General features: G+C 64.4%; 21 protein-coding genes. 1 reads left to right on the forward strand and 20 read right to left on the reverse strand.

Annotation, left to right across the window (positions count from 1 at the left end):
- Positions 1 to 188 precede the first annotated feature (188 nt).
- Positions 189 to 956 carry a response regulator transcription factor gene (locus tag ACVWYS_RS03870; protein ID WP_456508453.1) on the forward strand — a complete coding sequence of 256 codons (768 nt, stop codon included), beginning with the start codon at positions 189 to 191 and terminating at the stop codon, positions 954 to 956.
- A gap of 116 nt (positions 957 to 1,072) precedes the next feature.
- On the opposite strand, the gene ACVWYS_RS03875 is transcribed toward ACVWYS_RS03870, so the two are convergent.
- From ACVWYS_RS03875 to ACVWYS_RS03970, 20 genes are all read right to left on the reverse strand, one after another.
- On the reverse strand, positions 1,073 to 1,555 hold the full coding sequence (locus ACVWYS_RS03875) for an Hpt domain-containing protein (RefSeq protein ID WP_456509351.1): 483 nt from the start codon (positions 1,553 to 1,555) through the stop codon (positions 1,073 to 1,075).
- A 176-nt stretch (positions 1,556 to 1,731) separates the two neighbouring features.
- Positions 1,732 to 2,616 carry a type II secretion system F family protein gene (locus ACVWYS_RS03880; RefSeq protein WP_456509352.1) on the reverse strand — a complete coding sequence of 295 codons (885 nt, stop codon included), beginning with the start codon at positions 2,614 to 2,616 and terminating at the stop codon, positions 1,732 to 1,734.
- 7 nt (positions 2,617 to 2,623) lie between these two features.
- Positions 2,624 to 3,559 (reverse strand): type II secretion system F family protein, encoded by a 936-nt coding sequence (locus tag ACVWYS_RS03885; RefSeq protein ID WP_456509353.1) that lies wholly within the window; start codon positions 3,557 to 3,559, stop codon positions 2,624 to 2,626.
- A gap of 7 nt (positions 3,560 to 3,566) precedes the next feature.
- On the reverse strand, positions 3,567 to 5,087 hold the full coding sequence (locus ACVWYS_RS03890; RefSeq protein ID WP_456509354.1) for a CpaF family protein: 1,521 nt from the start codon (positions 5,085 to 5,087) through the stop codon (positions 3,567 to 3,569).
- On the reverse strand, positions 5,087 to 6,277 hold the full coding sequence (locus ACVWYS_RS03895) for an AAA family ATPase (RefSeq protein ID WP_456509355.1): 1,191 nt from the start codon (positions 6,275 to 6,277) through the stop codon (positions 5,087 to 5,089). Before ACVWYS_RS03895 ends, ACVWYS_RS03890 begins: the two co-directional genes overlap by 1 nt.
- Positions 6,274 to 7,038 carry a Flp pilus assembly protein CpaB gene (cpaB, locus tag ACVWYS_RS03900; RefSeq protein WP_456509356.1) on the reverse strand — a complete coding sequence of 255 codons (765 nt, stop codon included), beginning with the start codon at positions 7,036 to 7,038 and terminating at the stop codon, positions 6,274 to 6,276. The genes ACVWYS_RS03895 and cpaB (ACVWYS_RS03900) overlap by 4 nt, the downstream gene beginning before the upstream one ends.
- Before the next feature lie 46 nt (positions 7,039 to 7,084).
- Positions 7,085 to 8,122, reverse strand: a complete 1,038-nt coding sequence (locus ACVWYS_RS03905) for a pilus assembly protein TadG-related protein (RefSeq protein ID WP_456509357.1) — start codon at positions 8,120 to 8,122, stop codon at positions 7,085 to 7,087.
- A complete protein-coding gene (locus tag ACVWYS_RS03910) occupies positions 8,110 to 8,484 on the reverse strand; it encodes a TadE/TadG family type IV pilus assembly protein (protein WP_344368243.1) in 375 nt (124 codons plus the stop codon). The genes ACVWYS_RS03905 and ACVWYS_RS03910 overlap by 13 nt, the downstream gene beginning before the upstream one ends.
- A gap of 105 nt (positions 8,485 to 8,589) precedes the next feature.
- Positions 8,590 to 8,829, reverse strand: coding sequence for a Flp family type IVb pilin (locus tag ACVWYS_RS03915; RefSeq protein ID WP_344368244.1), 240 nt, complete (start codon positions 8,827 to 8,829; stop codon positions 8,590 to 8,592).
- Between the two features lie 61 nt (positions 8,830 to 8,890).
- Complete coding sequence (locus ACVWYS_RS03920) at positions 8,891 to 9,130, reverse strand: Flp family type IVb pilin (RefSeq protein ID WP_456508462.1); 240 nt, start codon at positions 9,128 to 9,130, stop codon at positions 8,891 to 8,893.
- 242 nt (positions 9,131 to 9,372) lie between these two features.
- Positions 9,373 to 9,588: a Flp family type IVb pilin gene (locus ACVWYS_RS03925; protein ID WP_456509358.1), complete on the reverse strand. Its 216-nt coding sequence runs from the start codon at positions 9,586 to 9,588 to the stop codon at positions 9,373 to 9,375.
- Between the two features lie 26 nt (positions 9,589 to 9,614).
- Positions 9,615 to 10,496 carry a type II secretion system F family protein gene (locus ACVWYS_RS03930; RefSeq protein ID WP_456509359.1) on the reverse strand — a complete coding sequence of 294 codons (882 nt, stop codon included), beginning with the start codon at positions 10,494 to 10,496 and terminating at the stop codon, positions 9,615 to 9,617.
- Positions 10,497 to 10,512: 16 nt separating this feature from the next.
- Entirely contained in the window at positions 10,513 to 11,463 is a 951-nt protein-coding gene (locus ACVWYS_RS03935; protein ID WP_456509360.1) for a type II secretion system F family protein, read from the reverse strand.
- A 2-nt stretch (positions 11,464 to 11,465) separates the two neighbouring features.
- A complete protein-coding gene (locus ACVWYS_RS03940; RefSeq protein ID WP_456510274.1) occupies positions 11,466 to 12,779 on the reverse strand; it encodes a CpaF family protein in 1,314 nt (437 codons plus the stop codon).
- A gap of 152 nt (positions 12,780 to 12,931) precedes the next feature.
- On the reverse strand, positions 12,932 to 14,137 hold the full coding sequence (locus ACVWYS_RS03945; RefSeq protein ID WP_456509361.1) for an AAA family ATPase: 1,206 nt from the start codon (positions 14,135 to 14,137) through the stop codon (positions 12,932 to 12,934).
- Positions 14,134 to 14,916 (reverse strand): Flp pilus assembly protein CpaB, encoded by a 783-nt coding sequence (cpaB, locus tag ACVWYS_RS03950; protein WP_456509362.1) that lies wholly within the window; start codon positions 14,914 to 14,916, stop codon positions 14,134 to 14,136. The genes ACVWYS_RS03945 and cpaB (ACVWYS_RS03950) overlap by 4 nt, the downstream gene beginning before the upstream one ends.
- A 20-nt stretch (positions 14,917 to 14,936) precedes the next feature.
- Positions 14,937 to 15,968, reverse strand: a complete 1,032-nt coding sequence (locus tag ACVWYS_RS03955; protein ID WP_456509363.1) for a pilus assembly protein TadG-related protein — start codon at positions 15,966 to 15,968, stop codon at positions 14,937 to 14,939.
- The gene (locus ACVWYS_RS03960; RefSeq protein ID WP_456509364.1) at positions 15,956 to 16,363 is read right to left on the reverse strand and encodes a TadE/TadG family type IV pilus assembly protein; all 408 of its coding nucleotides are present in this window, start codon (positions 16,361 to 16,363) and stop codon (positions 15,956 to 15,958) included. The genes ACVWYS_RS03955 and ACVWYS_RS03960 overlap by 13 nt, the downstream gene beginning before the upstream one ends.
- Before the next feature lie 110 nt (positions 16,364 to 16,473).
- Positions 16,474 to 16,677 (reverse strand): Flp family type IVb pilin, encoded by a 204-nt coding sequence (locus tag ACVWYS_RS03965; RefSeq protein ID WP_456509365.1) that lies wholly within the window; start codon positions 16,675 to 16,677, stop codon positions 16,474 to 16,476.
- Positions 16,678 to 16,948: 271 nt separating this feature from the next.
- Positions 16,949 to 17,650, reverse strand: a complete 702-nt coding sequence (locus ACVWYS_RS03970; protein WP_456509366.1) for a prepilin peptidase — start codon at positions 17,648 to 17,650, stop codon at positions 16,949 to 16,951.
- Positions 17,651 to 17,768 lie beyond the last annotated feature (118 nt).

Below are 17,768 nucleotides of genomic sequence, written 5' to 3' on the forward strand. Positions count from 1 at the left end.
GTTGCTTCAGTTTTACACCTGGTGTCACGCAAACTTGACATAAATCGAAGTTTTGCTATTTCTGTTACTGAGCCGCCGAGGTTTTGCCCCCTACCGTGGGTATTCTGGCAATGCCGGTGGGGGCCGGCGGATCCAGTGTTGCCGCCGCATCCGCGGACGGCAGCGTAGCGTGCCACATGAGGGGGGCCATGACCGACCTGGGAGTCGCCGTCGTAGTTGAAGACGACGAAGATGTTCGGAACCTTGTCGAAGCGGTATTGAGCCAGGCCGGCTTCGAAGTTCATTCGGCGGCCGGCGGCAGGGAAGGCGTCGACGTCATCCGGCAGCAGGAGGCCAGCGTGGTCACCTTGGATGTCGGGCTTCCCGATATCGACGGCTTCGAGGTGCTGCGCCGGATTCGCGAGTTCAGCGACGCCTACGTGGTCATGTTGACGGCCCGTACCGACGAACTCGATACCTTGACGGCATTCCACACCGGTGCGGATGACTTCCTGGCGAAGCCTTTCCGTCCCCGTGAGTTGCGTGCCCGCGTCGGTGCGATGATGCGCCGGCCGCGGCAGGTTCTCCAGGCCGCACTCGTCCCGGCGACGGATCCGGGGGCCCAAGCCGTCCCGACGGCGTCCCAGGCTCCGGTGCTGCGGCACAACGGGCTGGAGCTGAACCCGGAGACCCGGTCTGTGAGCGTCGACGGCGAGCCCGTCGGCCTGACCCGCAGCGAGTTTGATCTTCTGCACGCCCTGCTCAAGGGTGCCGGCGCGGTGCGGTCCAAGACCGAACTGGTGCGGGTGGTGCGGGGGGACTACTACCGGGCGGACGCCTACATCAGCGAATCCGATGAACGCGCCGTCGAGGTGCACATCGGCAACCTCCGGCGGAAACTCGGCGAGGACCCGGTGCAGCCGCGCTGGCTGCAGACCGTCCGCGGCGTGGGCTACCGGCTGGCACCGGAGCGGTAGCCGCGCGCGGGGGCCGCGCTCAGCGCCGCGCCGGCGCTGAGTCTCCGCCCCGCCCCCGGCGCATCGCCGGGGTTGCGCGCGTGCCTTGAGTCGACGGGCCAGCTTTCCCGGCAGGCCTAGCTTTCCCACAGGACATAGCTGAACTGAAGCTCGTCAACAGTTTCGTCGCCCCGTTCGGCGACGTCGTGCAGGAGGGACAGGGCGTGGTCCATGTCCCCGGCCCTGAGCGCGACCTCCAGCTCGCCGGCGAGCTGGGCCAGGCGCAGGCCGCCCACCATCGCGGAGGACGTCTTCAGGCTCAGCACCGCGTCCATGGACCCTGCGAGGTCGCCGCGCTCCAGGGCTGAGGCGAGCGAGCGGTAGCGCTGGTCCCACATCTTGGTGTAATCCCTGGCGAATCCCTTCGCCACGGCCGGACTGTCGAGCTGGACACCAAGGTCTTGGAGCGCCGCAGGGTCCACGAGCGGGGCCGCCGCCGGGGGAGCCGCCACCAGGGCACTGGAGGCCGTGAGGGCGGGCGCCGGCAGTCCGGGGGAGGCTGTGGGGGCGAGGACCATGCTCGCATCTCCGTCATCGGGGCAGGCGCTGGGAAGGGACATGTGCCCACGCTACTTGCTGATTCGGCTGAAGCCGGGGACTCCGGTCTATCCTGCGGAAACCTTGAGGCTTTCCGCAGGGGTACCGTCCGAAGCGGGTATTGCCGCAGCCAGGCGGCCGCCGTGGCGCCTCACGGCGGATCCGCGGCCAACTGGCCGCTGCAAGCGGATGCGGGCCGCTACTGGCCGCTGAAGGTGTCTATGGCGTTGATGACGGCCGGGCCGAGGATGGCGATGAAGAGCACGGGGAAGATGAAGAACAGCAACGGGAACAGGATAGTGACGGGCAGCTTCATGGCCTTTTCCTCGGCCCGCTGCCGGCGTTTGACCCGCATGACCTTCGCCTGCACGCGCAGCACCCGGCTGATGGCGATGCCGTAAGTGTCTGCCTGGACGACGGCCTGGACGAAGCTGCGGAGCTCCGGCACATTGGTCCGCTCCGCCAGGGCCACGTAGGACTCGCGGCGGCTCCGCCCCACTTGCATGTCCTGCAGGGTCCGGATCAGTTCGTCCGCCAGCGGGCCCTTGCCGTTCTCACCCGCCCGGGCCATGGCGCCTTCGAAGCCGAGGCCCGCTTCGACGGAGATGAGCATCTGGTCCAGCGTGTTGGCCAGCTCCAGTTGCAGGATCTTCTGCCGTTCCTGCCCCTTGCTGTAGAGCAGGAGGTCGGGGATGAAGTAGCCCAGCAGGAACACAAAGATTCCCACGAGCTTGAGGATCGGCGTCGTGCCGTTGGCGCCGATCCAGAAGCCCAGCAGGGGACCCAGAAGGCCCAGCAGCGGCTTGGCCGCGAGAACGCGTCCCAGCGGCAGCGAGGCGGGGCGCCCGGCGAGGGACAGCAGCCTGTCCAGCTTGCGGACGTAGGCGGAGGGCGTGAGCCGGTAGCCGGCCCGCTCCAGCAGGCCGCTGCGCGCCCGCTGGGTGAGTTCGGCAGGGTCCGTGCCCAGCGCGAGAATCTCCCGCGTGGCGCGCTGCGATTTCCGGTCGACGGACAGCAACGACCACACCAGATAGCCCAACGGCACGGATACCAGCAGCATGGCAAGGAGGACGGAAGGCGCCATCGCTGCCTCAGAACTTCAGGTCGATGATTTTGCGCATCCACAGACCGCCAATGGTCATGAGGATCACGGAAGCGACGATCATGCCCCAGCCCAGCGGATGCGTGAACATGACGTTCATGTAGCCCGGGTTGACCAGCATCAGCATCACCACGATCCCGATCGGCATGGCCATGAGGATATAGGCGGAGAACTTGCCTTCGGCCGCGAGGGACTTGATGTGGCCCTTGATCTCGCTGCGCTCGCGAATGGTCTCGTTGACCTGGTCCAGGACTTCGGCGAGGTTGCCGCCCACCTCGCGGTTGATCTGGATGGCCTGGGCGATCCAGACAAAGTCCTCGTTCCGCATCCGGTCCGCGGTATCGCTGAGGGATGCCAGCAAGTCCCGGCCCAGGCTTGTCTCCGTGACCACGCGGCGCATCTCCTCCGACGTCGGGCTCTGCGATTCGGACGCGGCTGCGTCGATGGCGCGCAGGATGCTGTGGCCGGCGCGGAGGCCCCCGGAGAGCAACTGCAGGGTGTCGCCTAGCTGCTGATCGAACTTGGTGCGGCGCTTGCCGGTCAGGAAGCCGATCACGAGGTGTCCCGCCACCGGGGCCAGCATGACAAGCATGACCGCCAGTAGCGGCCCTGCGACGACGAGGCCGGCGATGGCCCCTGCCACGGCCCCGGCCAGCAGCAGGACGTAGAAGTCCGCCTGGCTCAGGCGGAGTCCGGCCTGTTCCAGGGTCTCGCGGTTGAAGAACCGGACCGTACGCCGGGAGAAGAACCCGTCAACCAGGTGGACTGCCGAGCCGGCGAACCGGGTCAGCTGCGAGTCGGGCTGGCCCTCGGCGGGCCTGCGCCGGTCCAGCGGGACGCTGGCCCCGCCTGGGGCCAGGAGCACGACGCCCAGGACCAGGACGGCGCAGAACAGCAGGCCGATGCCAAGGGGCAGCAGTGTCATGGACAGATCACGACCTTCCGGCCGGCGCCAGCGGCGCGGCGAACACGTTGGCGGAGACATGGATGCCCAGGTCTTCGAAGCGGTCGATGAAGCGCGGGCGGATGCCGGTGGGGACCGGCTTGCCGAGGAACCGGCCGTGGGCATCGACGCCGGCGGTGTAGTCGAACACAAAGGCGTCTTGGAGCGTGACGATGTCCCCTTCCATGCCCTGGACCTCGGTCACATGGGTGATGCGCCGGGTCCCGTCCCGCAGCCGGGAGATCTGGATGATGAGGTTGACGGCCGAGGCGATCTGCTCCCTGATAGCACGCAGCGGCAGGTCCATGCCGGCCATGAGGACCAGCGTCTCGAGGCGGGCCACAGCATCCCGGGGGGAGTTGGAGTGGACGGTGGAGAGCGAGCCGTCGTGGCCGGTGTTCATGGCCTGGAGCATGTCCAGCGATTCGCCGCCGCGGACCTCACCCACCACGATCCGGTCCGGGCGCATACGCAGGGAGTTCCGCAGCAGCTCACGGATGGTGACCTCGCCCTTGCCCTCCGTGTTCGGCGGCCGGCTTTCCAGCCGCACCACATGTTCTTGCTGGATCTGGAGCTCGACGGCGTCCTCGATGGTCACGATCCGCTCGTCGTGGGGGAGGAACGAGGACAGGACGTTGAGCAGCGTCGTCTTGCCCGTGCCGGTGCCGCCGGAGACGATGATGTTCAGCTTGGCCTTCACACAGGCATTGAGCAGTTCCGCCATCTCCGGCGTCAGCGTGCCGAATTCGATGAGGTTCCGGACCGTCAGCGGCACCTTGCTGAACTTTCGGATGGTCAATGACGAACCGCCGACGGCGAGCGGCGGGATGACGGCGTTGACGCGGGACCCGTCTTCGAGCCGTGCGTCCACGAGCGGCGAGGACTCGTCGATCCGCCGGCCCACCTTGGAGACGATGCGCTCGATCACCTTGCGCAGGTGATCCTCGGAGCTGAAGCGCGACTCGGTCAGGGTCAGTTTGCCCTGCCGTTCCACGTAGATCTGGTCCATCCGGTTGACCATGATTTCCGTGACGGCGGGATCGTCCAGGAGGCGTTGCAGCGGGCCGTAGCCCAGGACGTCGTCAGCCACGTCGCGGACCAGCCGGGCGCGCTCCTCGGCGGATAGGGGGACCTGTTCGGCGTCGATGATGCGTGTCAGCTCTTCCCGCGCCGAGGTGCGGAGGTCATCCTCTTTGGAGGCGGAATCGTTGAAGCGGGTTCCCATGCGCTCGAACAACGCCGTGGCAGCCCGCTGCTTGAGCGCCGCGAAGGCATCGACGGGCTGCTGGCCCTTGCTGCGGGTCGGGTCGGGAGTGCCGGCGTGAGTCCCGCCATGAGTCCCGCCGGTGTTGCCGGCGGTGTTGACGGTGTGTGCGGCCGGAAGCACGAGGCCGGGGAGCTCGACGACGACGGCGCTGTCCGCCGTCGTCTCCTGCCCGTGGGATGGGAGGGGAACAACGGGGGCGTCGGCGGTGCCTTCGACGGAGCGGAGCCGTTCGGAGAGCTTCATCAGACCACCACCCGCCGGTGCAGTTTCTTCTGGGCAGTGGCGCGCCAGGCGGGATCGAACCGGTCCACGAGCTGTTTCAGGCCCTTGACGGCAGGGTCCTTGCGGCCGTCCTGGAGCACCGGCACGCCGCGGTTGGTGGAGAACGCGACTGCCTTGGACCGGGGGATGCTGACGTCCACGGGTGCGCCGATGGTCGCCTCGACGTCCTGGACGCTCAGCCCGGACTTGGAGTCGGCCATGTTCAGGACCACGTGGCGGGTCTCGGGAAGCAGGTCCAGGCGCCGGAGGATTTCCAGACCGGAGCGCAGCCCGCGAATGCTGGGGACGTCCATGGCGGTCACCCAGACGGCATCGGTGCATTGTTCGAGTGCGGCGAGTCCCACCTCGGGGAGCCCCGGGGCGGTGTCGACCACGACGTACTGGAACTGTTCGGCCAGCTGTTCGAGCAGCCGGGTGACCTGTTGCGGTGTGATGTCGTCAGCCTCCTCCGGCGACCGGGGGGCGCAGAGCGCGTAGATGTTCCCGGGGTGGACCGTGAGGAAGGCCTTGAGGACGAGGGAATCCTGGCTGGCCGAGGACGAGACGGCATCGGTCACGGTGTGCTCCGGGTTCAGATACAGGCCCGAGGCCACGTCCCCGAACTGCAGGTCCAGGTCCACGATCACCACGCCCATGGGCGCGACCTTGCCCAGCCCGATCGCGATGTTGGTGGCAATCGTGGTCTTGCCGACTCCACCCTTGGGGGAGAAGACACCGATCACCAGCCCTCTGGCGCTGTCCGGTTGCTTGGCCACCGAGGTCCGGCTGCGGGTGGTGAATGACTGGCAGGCCCGCTCCAGCAGCACCCGGATCTGCGCGGGGTCCGCCGCCGGGCTGAGGATGTCCCGGATGCCGGCCCGCATGGCCAGCAGCACAAAGTTCGGATCTGCCTCGCCCACCAGGATGACGCTGAGCTCGGGCAGCTGGACGTCGAACACCGTCGCGAGGCGCAAGGCGTCCTCCACCGGCACGTCCGGCCCCAGGATCAGGACCTCGGGCCGTTCCTGGTTGAGGTTCGCGAAGAGCTCCGCCGGGTTGGCCGGATTGACGAACGCGAAGGTCTGCAGACCGCCCGGCAGACCGCCGGCGAGGGCCTGCCGGACTCGGGCATCAAAATCCGTATTGGGGGAGATCAGGACAAAGCGGCTCATTTGTACACCTCTGGTTTCGTCATGATTCCTGGCCGGCCGCTGTCCGTGGCGTTGAGCGGTTCCTTGCTCAGCCAGATCTTGGCGAATTCCGCCGCGTAGACAATCTTGGCGGCGTCCACATCGTTCACGGCGACCGTCAGCAACAGCGACCCTGTTGGCAGCGACGTGTCCTGTGCCGGGGCAGTAGAGCCGGGGGAGGGCTGAGGAGAGGGGGCTGCCGAGGGTGCCCGCTGCACCGAGGTCACGAGAACTTTGTGGACTGTGAGCTGAGTGGTTTGCTTGTCCGGCTTGGCTTCGAGGCCTCCGCCATCAAGATTGATAAAGATGCCGATATGGTCGCCAGCCTCGATCCGACCGCCGACAACGCGCTGGGGCTCGAGCTGGAAGGAAACCTCCTGCAGACCCTTCGGCACCTCAACTGCTCCGCTGGCCTTCAGGTTTTCGGGGGCGATCAGGCGTTCGGCGACAAGCTGCTCGCCCGGGAGCAGGTCGACGGCGGTGACTTTGCCCGCCAGGCCATCCAGGTTCCTGAGCGCCGATTTGGCGACGGCCGTGCCAGGGAGTTTTTCGGTGGTGAGGAACGGCTGCAAGGCCTCGACGGTAGTGCCGGCGGGGACGGTCTTCGCCACCACGAGGACGTCCTGAGGATCCAGACCCTGAACAGCCCGCGCGTCGGCTCCCTGCGCATAGCTGACCACCACGATGGCTCCGATGACGGCCAGCACCAGGGCCGCGATTCCTGCCAATAAGCGTGACTTCAAAAACTGCTCCTGAACTGGTGGGTGGACTGGGCGGCAACGGCTGGTGCTATTGCGTGAGTTTCACGACGGTGGCTCCATACGCGTCCACGGGCCCAAGGGTGAAGCCGTTCGCCAGCGACACGTACTGGATGAAGCTCCCGATGATGCCTCGGCAGTTGCCATCACATTTCACTGCCGACGGAATGTCGGGAGGCTTGTTGCGGAACGAGTCGGGGAGGCTGTTATTACCGCTGAAACTCCAGCCGGCGACCTTGAAGGCCGCAAATGAGATCAGCCCATATACGGCGCCGGCTCCAGTGCCGGTCACCTTATTGAAGACCGGCAGCAGGACAACGACGTCTCGGCCCGCGGTGATATCGGCAGCCCAGCGCTGAAGCGTTGCGTCGCAGGCACCAGGGGCGCTGTTGCCGGGATCGCTCCCTCCTTCGCTGACCGCAAGGTCTATCAGTCCCCCGCAAATGCCGGGATCGTTGGGGAGCCAGCCGAAGCCGCCCTCGACGGCAGCACCGGATGGCCCGTAATTGCAGCCCGGGTTGGCGCCGCTGCCGTGGCTCTGGAGCAATTGCAGAGTCCCGTCGACGTGCCCCTTGACCTGGCAGATGGAAAACGTCAAGGGAAAAGCCGTTGTCCCGGCAACCGGGCTGCCCCATTTGACCGTCGATGGGGCATTGACCTCGGTGCTGTTGAAGCCCAGGGCTCGGCCAAAGAACAGCGAGACGTTGTTGGCTGGCTTGCCCGCTTCCTGGGCGCCGGCAACCACTGTGACGGTTCGCGCGTTCTTGTCCAGCAGGAGGGACTTCACGTTGCTCAGCCCGTCCCCGGCATTGCTGTTCGCGAGACTGGCGGCAAGCGTGGAAGTGCTGGAGCAGTCCGGATCATTGATGTTTTTCGCGCACTTCTGGGCAACCGCAATGGCCGCGGCATCGGCACCGTTCCGCAACTGAGCCCGTTCTGCGTAGAGGACTCCGGTGTCGACAGCGAGGGCTGCAAAGCCCAGGAGCACCACCATGAGGATTGCGACAAGGACGCTGATGGCCCCGTGCTCGCTGTCTCCTGCCGGGGTCAGTCCGGCTAGCCGCCGCATACCATGACCCCTTTGCCTTGCAGCGGGAATGGCCCGGCGATGCCGGTCATGGTGGCGAGGGTGTAGCTGATGGTAAATGTGACCTGCGCGCCGGCGGTGCACACGGCGGGGCTGATGCTGATGTTGGCGTCTGCCAACGGGGGCTGGAGCGCCGTGGCCGCGTTCTTGGCCGCGGTGCGCGCGGCCGTGGTGTCGTTGCCTATTGCCATCACGCGCACGCCTTCGCGGGCGGCACTGGACAGTGAAATCTGGACATTGTAGGCGCGGCCGAATTCCATGATGCCCAGCAGCAGCATGATCAGTACCGGAGCCAGGAGCGCGAATTCCACCGCGGCTGCGCCCCGTTCGGATGTCTTGGACATGGGGGACCGCCTCTCTGGATCTCGCTGGCCGCTGGCGCCTGATGCGGACAGGGTTGGGAGGGCCGAAGCCTTCCGCAACCCTGTCCGGTGGGTCGTGCTGGGGTATTACTTCGAGCAGGTGCCGTCCGTGGTCACGCCGCCGGTAGTGGTGGCTGCCGTGTAGGCGCCGCCCTTGACGCTGCACTGGACGGAGTTGAAGGTTTCCTTCAAGGTGCCGCCAAGAAGCGTCACGGCGACGATGATGACGACGGCGATGAGGGAGACCATGATGCCGTATTCGACGGCGGTGGCCCCGCGCTGGTCGCGGCGAAAGCGGGATGCGAAATCGGAGAGAAAAGTGCGCATGGGGTGACTCCTGAGCGAGTTGGCATTGGCCCCGGCCAGCAGCTAGGGGCCCTGGCGAGAGTTACTTCGAGCAGCTGCCTGCCGTGGTCACGCCGCCCGTAGTCGTGGCTGCCGTGTAGGTGCCGCCCTTGACGCTGCACTGGACCGAGTTGAAAGTCTCTTTCAAAGTGCCGCCAAGAAGCGTCACGGCAACAATGATGACGACTGCGATGAGGGAGACCATGATGCCGTATTCGACGGCCGTGGCGCCGCGCTGATCTCGGCGAAGACGGGCTGCGAAGCTGGAGAGAAAGGAACGCATTGTTAACTCCTGAGCGAGTTGGGCGGCTGGTCCTGCACCAGCGCTGAGGGAAACGTAGCAAGCACCGACACGCCGGTGATTGGCCTTTGACGCATCCTGTGCTAAGGCTTCCCAAACTGCACGTTTCCTGTACATTCCCTGCGCTCATCTTGCGCCCACTGTCCGCCGGGCACGCCGAAGGACCCCCTCGGCTCTGGGTCCAAGGGGGTCCGGAATATGGGCTGTGCATCTGCTGGAATGCTCTAAGGGATGCCGAGAGCTACCTTGACTCCGGTCCCGAGTCCGGTGAAGTACGAGCCCAGGGCGGTTCCGAAAGCTCCGACTCCGGCCACGATGGCGATGGCGATGAAGCCCGCCAGAATGCTGTATTCGGTGGCCGTGGCGCCTTCTTCGTCTGTCGACAGGAGATGTGAGATTTCACTGTGCCGTAGCTGCAAGTTCGATTCGCTGGTGGTCATTTCAGCTCCTAGGAAGGGCGGTGCAGCTAGCGGCCCGCGAACATGTCCATGATGCTCAGCACTGTCGGGCCGAGAACGATGAGGAACATCGCGGGAAGGATTGAAAAGATTAGAGGGAAAAGGATCTTCACCGGCATCTTCATCGCGTGTTCTTCGGCCCGCTGGCGCCGTTTGACCCTCATGACCTGCGCTTGGGACTTCAGTACGTTGGCAATCGCAATGCCGTAGGTGTCTGCCTGCACGACGGCCCTGACGAAGGACCGCAGGTCCGGGACATCAACGCGCTGGGACATGGCCAGATACGCTTCCTTGCGGGAGCGCCCCACCTGAATGTCCTGCAGTGTCCTGATCAATTCGTCCGCCAGCGGACCTTTGCCAGTCTCGCCGGCGCGCGCCATGGCAGTCTCGAAGCCTAGGCCCGCCTGGACGGAAATCAGCATTTGATCCAGGGCGTTTGGCAGTTCCAATTTGATTTCGGCCCGGCGCTTTTCCGCGTAGTTTCGGATCAGGATGTCAGGCAGGAAGTAGAACAGGACAGGGAGTCCGAACAACAGGGCTAACTTCAGCGCCGAGGCATCAGAAGCGTAGGCAAGAATGCCGATCACCGCTCCGGCCAGCGCAAGCAATGGCTTTACCGTGACGATCCTGCCCAACGGCCAGGCCTTGGGACGACCTGCTCCGGCGAGCTGCTTGTCCAGCCAGCCGGTGTAGCCCTTGGGCGTCACTTTCAGACTCCACGCCGTGAGCTGTCCCTTGGAGCCCAGCTTCGGTCCGTTGGTCTGTGGGTGGTTACCAAGGTTGGATTGGATGTTTCTCAACCCTGCATGATCCCCGGTGACGACCCACCAGGTCATCACCGACAGCGGTGCGGTAACCGCCAGAATCGCGGCGTAGGCAATCATGTCCATGAGGTTCGCCTTCCTTTCAGAACTTCGGCTTGATGAGCCGGCTGAGCCAGAAGCCACCAATAGCCAGCAGGACCGCCGCTGCGGCGATCATGAGATATCCAGCCAATGTGCTCGTGAACACCCTGGCGTAAAAGGGATTGAGGAAAGTCAGCGCCGCGAACATGACCACTGGAAGCGCCATGAGGACGATGGCTGAGATACGTCCTTCAGCGCTCAGTGCCCGGACTTGCCCGCGGATCTGGGATCGGTCCCGAATGGTTTCCCCCACGTGGTCCAGGACTTCGGCAAGGTCGCCGCCGACTTCCCGGTGGATCTCCACTGACCGGGCGATCCAGCCAAAGTCTTCGTTGTCAGTCCGTCGTGCCACCTCGTCGAGTGACTCGCCTAGATCCCGACCAATCCTTGTCTCGTTGACCACCCGGTTCAGTTCCTCGGCCATAGGCGCCTCGTTTTCCTGCGCCGCGGCATCGATGGCCCGCAAGAGGCTATGCCCTGCCCGGAGGCCGCCGGTAAACATCTGCAGCGTGTCCGGAACCTGCTCGTCGAACTTCCTCCTCCGCCGGGAGACCACGACATTCAGGAATAACACCAGGGCTACCGGGGTGAGCACCAGCAGCAGGACCGCGAAGAACGCCCCGCCCATCAGGAACCCGGCCACCACTGCGGCGAAGGTCAAAGCGCCTGCCATCAGCAGGTAGTCGCCAGGGCCCTTCTTGAGACCGGCGGCGTCGAGTTTGTCCCTGTTCAGTATCCCGGTGCCTCCGCGGCGGACGCCCTTGTTCAGGGCGTGGACCGCTTGGTCGGTGAGCCTGGTGAGAGAAGAAGTCTGCGGTGCAGCGTCGGGACGCCGACGGGACAGCGGCACCGCGGACCGGGACTTGAAGACGAATGTGAAGACGATCGCCAGAGCAGCGTAGACCAGCAGGAGGCCTCCCACGAAAGTGAGGGGGGAAAGCTCAGGGAGCATGGCTACCGCCCCCTTGCCGGCTGCGCGCCGAAGACTGCCGGGGAGATGGCAATCCCGAGATCGGCGAACCGGTCAGTGAACCGTGGCCGGACGCCGGTGGGCACCGGCTTGCCGAGGAACCGCCCGCTGCTATCCACCCCTGCCGAGTAGTCGAAGACGAACGCATCCTGCAAGGTGACGATGTCTCCTTCCATGCCTTGGACTTCGGTGATGTGGGTGACGCGGCGGGAGCCGTCGCGGAGCCGCGAGATGTGCACGATCAGGTTGACGGCCGAGGCCACCTGCTCACGGACGGCCCGCAGCGGGAGGTCCATGCCTGCCATCAGGACCAGGGTTTCGAGCCTGGCGATGGCGTCCCGGGGGGAGTTGGCGTGGACGGTGGAGATGGAGCCGTCGTGGCCAGTATTCATGGCCTGGAGCATGTCCAGGCATTCCCCGCCGCGGACTTCGCCCACGACGATTCGGTCGGGGCGCATGCGCAGCGAGTTCCGGACGAGGTCGCGGATTGAGATCTCGCCCTTGCCCTCGATGTTCTGAGGCCGGCTTTCCAGCCGGACCACGTGGTCCTGTTGGAGTTGCAGTTCCACGGCATCCTCGATCGTGACGATCCGGTCCGACGCCGGGATGAACGAAGACAGCACATTCAGCAACGTCGTCTTGCCTGTGCCGGTGCCCCCGGAAACAATGATGTTCATCCTTGCCTGCACGCAGGCCTGCAGCAGTTCCGCCATCTCGGGGGACAGGCTGCCCATCGTGATGAGGTTGTTGACGGTCAGCGGGTCGCGGCCGAATTTCCGGATTGTGAGAGCCGGTCCATTTACCGCCAGCGGGGGAATGATGGCGTTAACTCGCGAACCGTCGGCGAGGCGAGCGTCCACCAATGGCGAAGACTCGTCGATCCGCCGGCCCACGTTTGTCACGATGCGCTCGATGACCCGCCGGAGCGCTTCGTCCGAGGTGAACTTCGTGTCCGTCAGGAACAGTTGGCCCTCGCGCTCCACGTAGATCTGGTCGAAACGGTTGACCATGACTTCCGTGACGGCGGGGTCGTCCAGAAACCTCTGGATGGGCCCGTGCCCCAGGACATCATCGATGATCTCGCGAATCAGCCGTTGGCGTTCCTGGCCGGAGAGAGGAATCTGCTCCTCATCGACGACGGCCTTGAGTTCGTCTTTGACCGACTGATGGAGTTCAGCCTCGCCGATCGACGAATCGGTGATCCTGGACCCGAGCCGCTCAAACAGAGCCTGGCTGGCTCGCTCCTTGAGCGCATTGAGGGCCTCACTGGCGATCGAGGCGGTCTGCTGGACGTCCACGACGTCGCTGCGCGATTCCGCAGAGGTCTTTGCCTCGTGGATGCGGCCGAGTGTCGATGGGGCCTGGAAGACGTCGACCTGGGCAGGCTGCAATTCGGGTGACTTTCCTGCGGGGGACTCCCCCCGCAGTTGTGCGAATCTGTCCGTGAGGCTCACTGGAAAACCGCCCTTCTGTGCAGTTGCTTGTGTGGTCTTGCTTCCCACCCGGGTTTGAAGCGTTCCACCAGTTGTCGCAGTCCCTTGGACGCCGCATCCTTGCTTCCGTCCTGGAGAACGGGGACTCCCTTGTTGGTGGAGTAAGGAAGGTTTTTGGAACGCGGCAGCACCACATCCACCGGGGCACCGACTGTTGCTTCGACATCCTTTAGGGTCAGGCCGGCCCGTCGGTCCGCCATGTTCAAGACGATGTGACGGCGTTCGGGGGCCAGATTGAGCTCTTCCAGGATCTGGAAGCCGGTCCGCATTCCCCTGATGCTGGGAACGTCCATTCCGCAGATCCAGACAGCGTCCGTGGCCTGTTCGAGCGTCGCAAGGACGTGTTCTCCCAGACCCGGCGCCGTGTCCACCACGATGTAATGGAACTCCTGCCTCAGCTGATCCAGCAGGTGGGAGACATGGGCGGCCGTGATCCGATCCATCTCGATCGGACTTCGTGGGGCGCACAGGGCGTAGATGCCGGCCGGGTGAACGGTCAGGTAGGTCTTCAGGACCATCGAATCCTGGCTGGCAGCTCCCATCACGGCATCCGTGATGGTGAAATCCGGCTCCAGAAGCAGGCCGCTGGCCACATCACCGAACTGAAGGTCGAGATCGACGATCACTACGCCCATCGGAGACGTCTTGCCGAGCCCGACCGCGAGGTTGGTCGCCACCGTGGTCTTGCCGACGCCGCCCTTGGGTGACATCACAGCGATGACGCGGCCTGCGCCGCCGTGGTCAGCGTGTTCCGACGCCTGCGGGGCGAGCCCACGCCGCCGGCCTGCCGCTGCAAGGCTGGCCCGCTCAAGCATGACGCGGATCGTGTCGGTATCCGCGCCGGGATCCAGGAAGTCCCGGACGCCTGCCCGCATGGCCTGCAGCACCGTCTCAGGGTTGGCAGCAGCGGCCAGGACAACGCTGATTTCGGGATACTGGAGGTCCATCACTGAGGCCAGTTTGAGGGAACCTTCCACGGGAAGGCCGGGTCCGAGGATCAAGACCTCCGGAGGTTCTCCCTGCATCTGGCGAATGATATCCGCCGGGCCTTCCGGCAAATAGTCCGCTTGGAAGACGTGAAGTGCGCCGTGCATTCCGGTTACGGCCAGCCGGACCAGACGCTCGAAGTCGCCGTTTGGGGTGATGAGTACGTAGCGGCTCATCGGAACAGCCCTGCTGTGTCTACTGTGCCCGTGTTGGATTCGACTGCGTCGCCCGGCTCTTTGGACAGGTAGATTTTGCCGAACTCCGCGGCGAAGACAATCCGCTCCGCATCGGCGGAGTTCCTGGCCACGGTGATGAGGTAACTGCCGTCGCCCTGGGGCTTGCTGTTGGTCGTGGACGAGACCTGGCTGGCGCCGGATGCGGTGTCCGATGTGCCGGTCTGGGTGGCTGCGCCGTCGCTGAACTGCGCCGCCGTCACGAGTACCTTGTGGAAGCTCAGCTGGGTCTTGCTGGCTTTGCCTCCGGCCTGGCCGGCGCCGGTGTCTTCCACTGAGAGGAAGATACCCACGGTGTCCCCGGCCTTCAGGACGCCGCCGGCAACGCGCTCAATGGGAAGCTTCAGCGTGAGTTCCTGGAGCCCCGTGGGAACCTGGACCCGCGACGGGCCGAGGAAGGCGGTTTGCTCCACCAACCGCGAGGAAAGCAGTTGCTCTCCCGGCATGAGAGCTACGGCAGAGACCTTGGAGCCAAGGGACGAGAGGTCCGTCACGCTGTTTTCGGCAATGGCGAGCTTCGGTACGGACTTCTCTACCACCGAGCCGGCGATCGTCTCCGCGGAGGCACCGGCAGGAATGGTTTTCTGGACAACATAGACGTTTTCAGTCTCAGTACTGCCCAGCGCGCGTTTATCAGCATTTTGAACGTAGGTGACCAGCAATACGGTTCCAACAATTGCCACAAGTAATGCGGCGATGCCCCCCAGCAGGCGTGTCTTCATGATATCCCCTTAGAAATTTCCTATTTAATCAATTTGATTTCAACGGTTCCGAGATCTGTGCCTGTTCCAGGAGGGCCTCCAAAGGAATCAATGGATTCAAACTTGACGAACTGGCCGATAATGCAGCGATCACTTCCTGATGCACAGGCGAGTGACGCCGTCATTCCGGGGTCGCTGGAGGTGTTGCGGAACTCGTAGGAGTGGTTGTTGCCGAACTTCCAGCCCCAGATCTTGAAGGTGGCGTAGCCGATGATGTGGAAGGTGCCGTTCTGTCCCTGGTTGGTGGCGTCGTCGAAGATCGGGAAAGCTACGTTGACGTCGCCGCCGGCAAGGATGGTGGCTTTCCAGCCGTCAAGGATCGTGGCGCAGCCGCTCGGCGGATTGTTGCCTGGATCCGATCCCATGTTGTTGCTGCCGGTCTGCGTTGTTGCCTGGCAAGCGGAGCTTTGGTCCAACCAGCCCCAGCCGCCGGGGATCGCTGTTCCGGACGGGCCGGTGCAGGTGCCCCCCGGCTTGTATGAAATCTTCTGCACCGGGCCAGTAGGGCTCGCGCCCGAGAGGTTGTAACAGTTATCCGAGATCGCCAAGGGGAAGCCGGACCCGGCGTTCGGAGGGGCCATGGACGCCGTCGCGCCGGCCCGAACCGTCACCGGCGGGGCGTTCAGCGCACTCGCGAACATCTTGGTCAAGAACCCTGCCCCGTTGCTGCCGTTGACGGTGGACGTCACCACCGTGACTTGGCCCGGAACCGACAGATCTACGGAATCGACGGCGGTGGCTCCATCGTTGGAGTTCGCCCCGCTGAGTTCTTCCGCCCATAGCTTTGCCTGCGTGACAGTGCAAGTGCCGGCCTTGTGACACTGTTGCGCGGCGGCCATAGCGCCTGCATCTGCGGCGTTTTGGAGTTGTGCCCGCTCGGCGTAGATCTGTCCGGTGTCGACTGCCAACGCTCCGGCGCCGATCAGCACCAGCATCATGACGGCGACCAGGACGCCGGCAGCCCCGCGCTCGCGGCGGTCCGCTTGAGTCACTGATGTCCTTAGCCGCCGCATCGCATGGCTCCAGTCCCCTGAATGGTGACGGAACTGCCAAAAATCCCGGTCAGGGAGTTGGCGGTGTAGCCGACGGTGACCTGGGCGTTGCCAGTGGTTCCTTTCGGGCACGCGCCCGTAAAGGTGTACGTAAACCCGGCCGGACTCAGCCCCGGTGCTCCGGCCACGGCGGCCGCCCGCGCCAAGCCCTGATCGTTGCTGATGACCATTGACCTGGCTGCTTCGCGGGCAGCCTGGGTCACGGAAATCTGCAGGTTGTAGGTGTAGGAGAATTCAATGATCCCGCCAACGAGGGCGAGGAGAACGGGGGCGACGAGTGCGAACTCGACGGCTGCCGCACCACGCTGCCGGCCCTTACCTCGAGACCGGGGCGACGGTAAACTGCTGCGCTTCATGTGATCCCCCCAGGGATAGATGCAGCTGAATGATTAAGAGTGTGTGCCGCGTCCGCGAGACACGGACGCGGCACATTGGGTGTTGCTGAGACCTGCGGTTGACCTCGGGGTTACTTCCACCCTGCGACGGTGGTGCCGAGGTTGGTGAACCAGGTGTTGAGGGCGCCGCCGAAAGCGCCGACGCCGACAACGATGCCGAGAGCAATGAGCCCCACGAGGAGAGAGTATTCCGTCGCGGTCGCTCCCTTTTCGGATTCGAGCTTGTCCTTGACGCCGGCGACGAAAGCGAGCATTGAGACCATGAGACCAGTCATTTTAGTTTTTCCTTTTCCAGAGTTATGAGTGGTAAACGAATTTCCGGCAAATCCCCGATTGCTTATTTGCTGGAGCTTCGTTGGAACAACATTTGCACGGGCGCAAACGGCACGGCAATGAGGTTCGATACTCGACTTTCTGGAGGGAATTCATGGGTATCACCTAGCCCCAAACGGGGGTGTACTCACTTTCCAAGTAGGGGCATGGCTCTACTACTTGGTTTGATAAGCGGCCTTACTTAATCTGCGCGCGTGGTGGGGTGGTTGACACTTAGGGGAGCAGCAGGATCACGGCGAAGCCGGCCGCCAGCATCGAGGGCCCGTAGGGCACTTCCTCCGGCTTGTTTCCGCGGTTTTTGAGTACCAGGAGCATGGAAGCGACGCCACCTGCGACGAAACCCAGGGCACCCCCGTAGAACAAGTGGGACCAGCCTAGGTAGCCCAAGTACAGTCCAAGTGGTGCCGCAAGCTTCACATCCCCCATTCCGAGCCCATTTCGGCTGGTCAAAGCCAAAATCAGGTAGGAAATGAAGAGAATTAACCCACCGGCGACCGCCCGCAGGAGGTTTCCGGCCTCGCCGGCCACTCCCGCGGCGACCCCGAGCAGCACCAGCCCGGCGCCCAGGAGGGGCAAAACCACCCGGTTTGGCAGCAGATGGTGGATTAAATCGATCCGCGCCAGCTGGATGCCGGCCATGGCCAGCAGGACGTACGCGGGAAGCTCGGGCGAAAGTCCGAAGCGCCAAGCCAGCAGGGCGGACAATGCAAAAGTGACCGCCGCCGTCGCAAATCTGGTGCGTACCGCTGGGCTGCCGCCAAGGTGGGGGAGTGCGCGCTTGATGAAGAAGTCGGCCAATAGGCCAAGGCAAGCGCCCGCGAGGCCCACGCCCGCTATGAAGAAAACGCCAGTAGAGCGTCCGAGTGGCTGCGCGAACAGCAGTGAGACGGTGCCGGCAGCGGCGGGATCGAACACGGTTCCTCCAGTGATGCGACGGTCCGGCACGGGACAGTGTGCGAAACAGTGCGCACACAGGATGCATCCGGACACCCCATTTTGACCCAAGACCCCGTGGCAGGCTATTCTTGGTAGT

Source organism: Arthrobacter sp. TE12231, from assembly GCF_054062895.1.

Coding starts and splice junctions, on each gene's coding strand:
- ACVWYS_RS03880 (WP_456509352.1), bottom strand. CDS start 2,616: ATGGCGCCTTCCGTCCTCCTTGCCATGCTGCTGGTATCCGTGCCGTTG.
- ACVWYS_RS03960 (WP_456509364.1), bottom strand. CDS start 16,363: ATGAAGCGCAGCAGTTTACCGTCGCCCCGGTCTCGAGGTAAGGGCCGG.
- ACVWYS_RS03875 (WP_456509351.1), bottom strand. CDS start 1,555: ATGTCCCTTCCCAGCGCCTGCCCCGATGACGGAGATGCGAGCATGGTC.
- ACVWYS_RS03870 (WP_456508453.1), top strand. CDS start 189: ATGACCGACCTGGGAGTCGCCGTCGTAGTTGAAGACGACGAAGATGTT.
- ACVWYS_RS03915 (WP_344368244.1), bottom strand. CDS start 8,829: ATGCGCACTTTTCTCTCCGATTTCGCATCCCGCTTTCGCCGCGACCAG.
- ACVWYS_RS03905 (WP_456509357.1), bottom strand. CDS start 8,122: ATGCGGCGGCTAGCCGGACTGACCCCGGCAGGAGACAGCGAGCACGGG.
- cpaB (WP_456509362.1), bottom strand. CDS start 14,916: ATGAAGACACGCCTGCTGGGGGGCATCGCCGCATTACTTGTGGCAATT.
- ACVWYS_RS03895 (WP_456509355.1), bottom strand. CDS start 6,277: ATGAGCCGCTTTGTCCTGATCTCCCCCAATACGGATTTTGATGCCCGA.
- ACVWYS_RS03925 (WP_456509358.1), bottom strand. CDS start 9,588: ATGACCACCAGCGAATCGAACTTGCAGCTACGGCACAGTGAAATCTCA.
- ACVWYS_RS03920 (WP_456508462.1), bottom strand. CDS start 9,130: ATGCGTTCCTTTCTCTCCAGCTTCGCAGCCCGTCTTCGCCGAGATCAG.
- ACVWYS_RS03945 (WP_456509361.1), bottom strand. CDS start 14,137: ATGAGCCGCTACGTACTCATCACCCCAAACGGCGACTTCGAGCGTCTG.
- ACVWYS_RS03910 (WP_344368243.1), bottom strand. CDS start 8,484: ATGTCCAAGACATCCGAACGGGGCGCAGCCGCGGTGGAATTCGCGCTC.
- ACVWYS_RS03885 (WP_456509353.1), bottom strand. CDS start 3,559: ATGACACTGCTGCCCCTTGGCATCGGCCTGCTGTTCTGCGCCGTCCTG.
- ACVWYS_RS03930 (WP_456509359.1), bottom strand. CDS start 10,496: ATGGACATGATTGCCTACGCCGCGATTCTGGCGGTTACCGCACCGCTG.
- ACVWYS_RS03890 (WP_456509354.1), bottom strand. CDS start 5,087: ATGAAGCTCTCCGAACGGCTCCGCTCCGTCGAAGGCACCGCCGACGCC.
- ACVWYS_RS03935 (WP_456509360.1), bottom strand. CDS start 11,463: ATGCTCCCTGAGCTTTCCCCCCTCACTTTCGTGGGAGGCCTCCTGCTG.
- ACVWYS_RS03955 (WP_456509363.1), bottom strand. CDS start 15,968: ATGCGGCGGCTAAGGACATCAGTGACTCAAGCGGACCGCCGCGAGCGC.
- ACVWYS_RS03965 (WP_456509365.1), bottom strand. CDS start 16,677: ATGACTGGTCTCATGGTCTCAATGCTCGCTTTCGTCGCCGGCGTCAAG.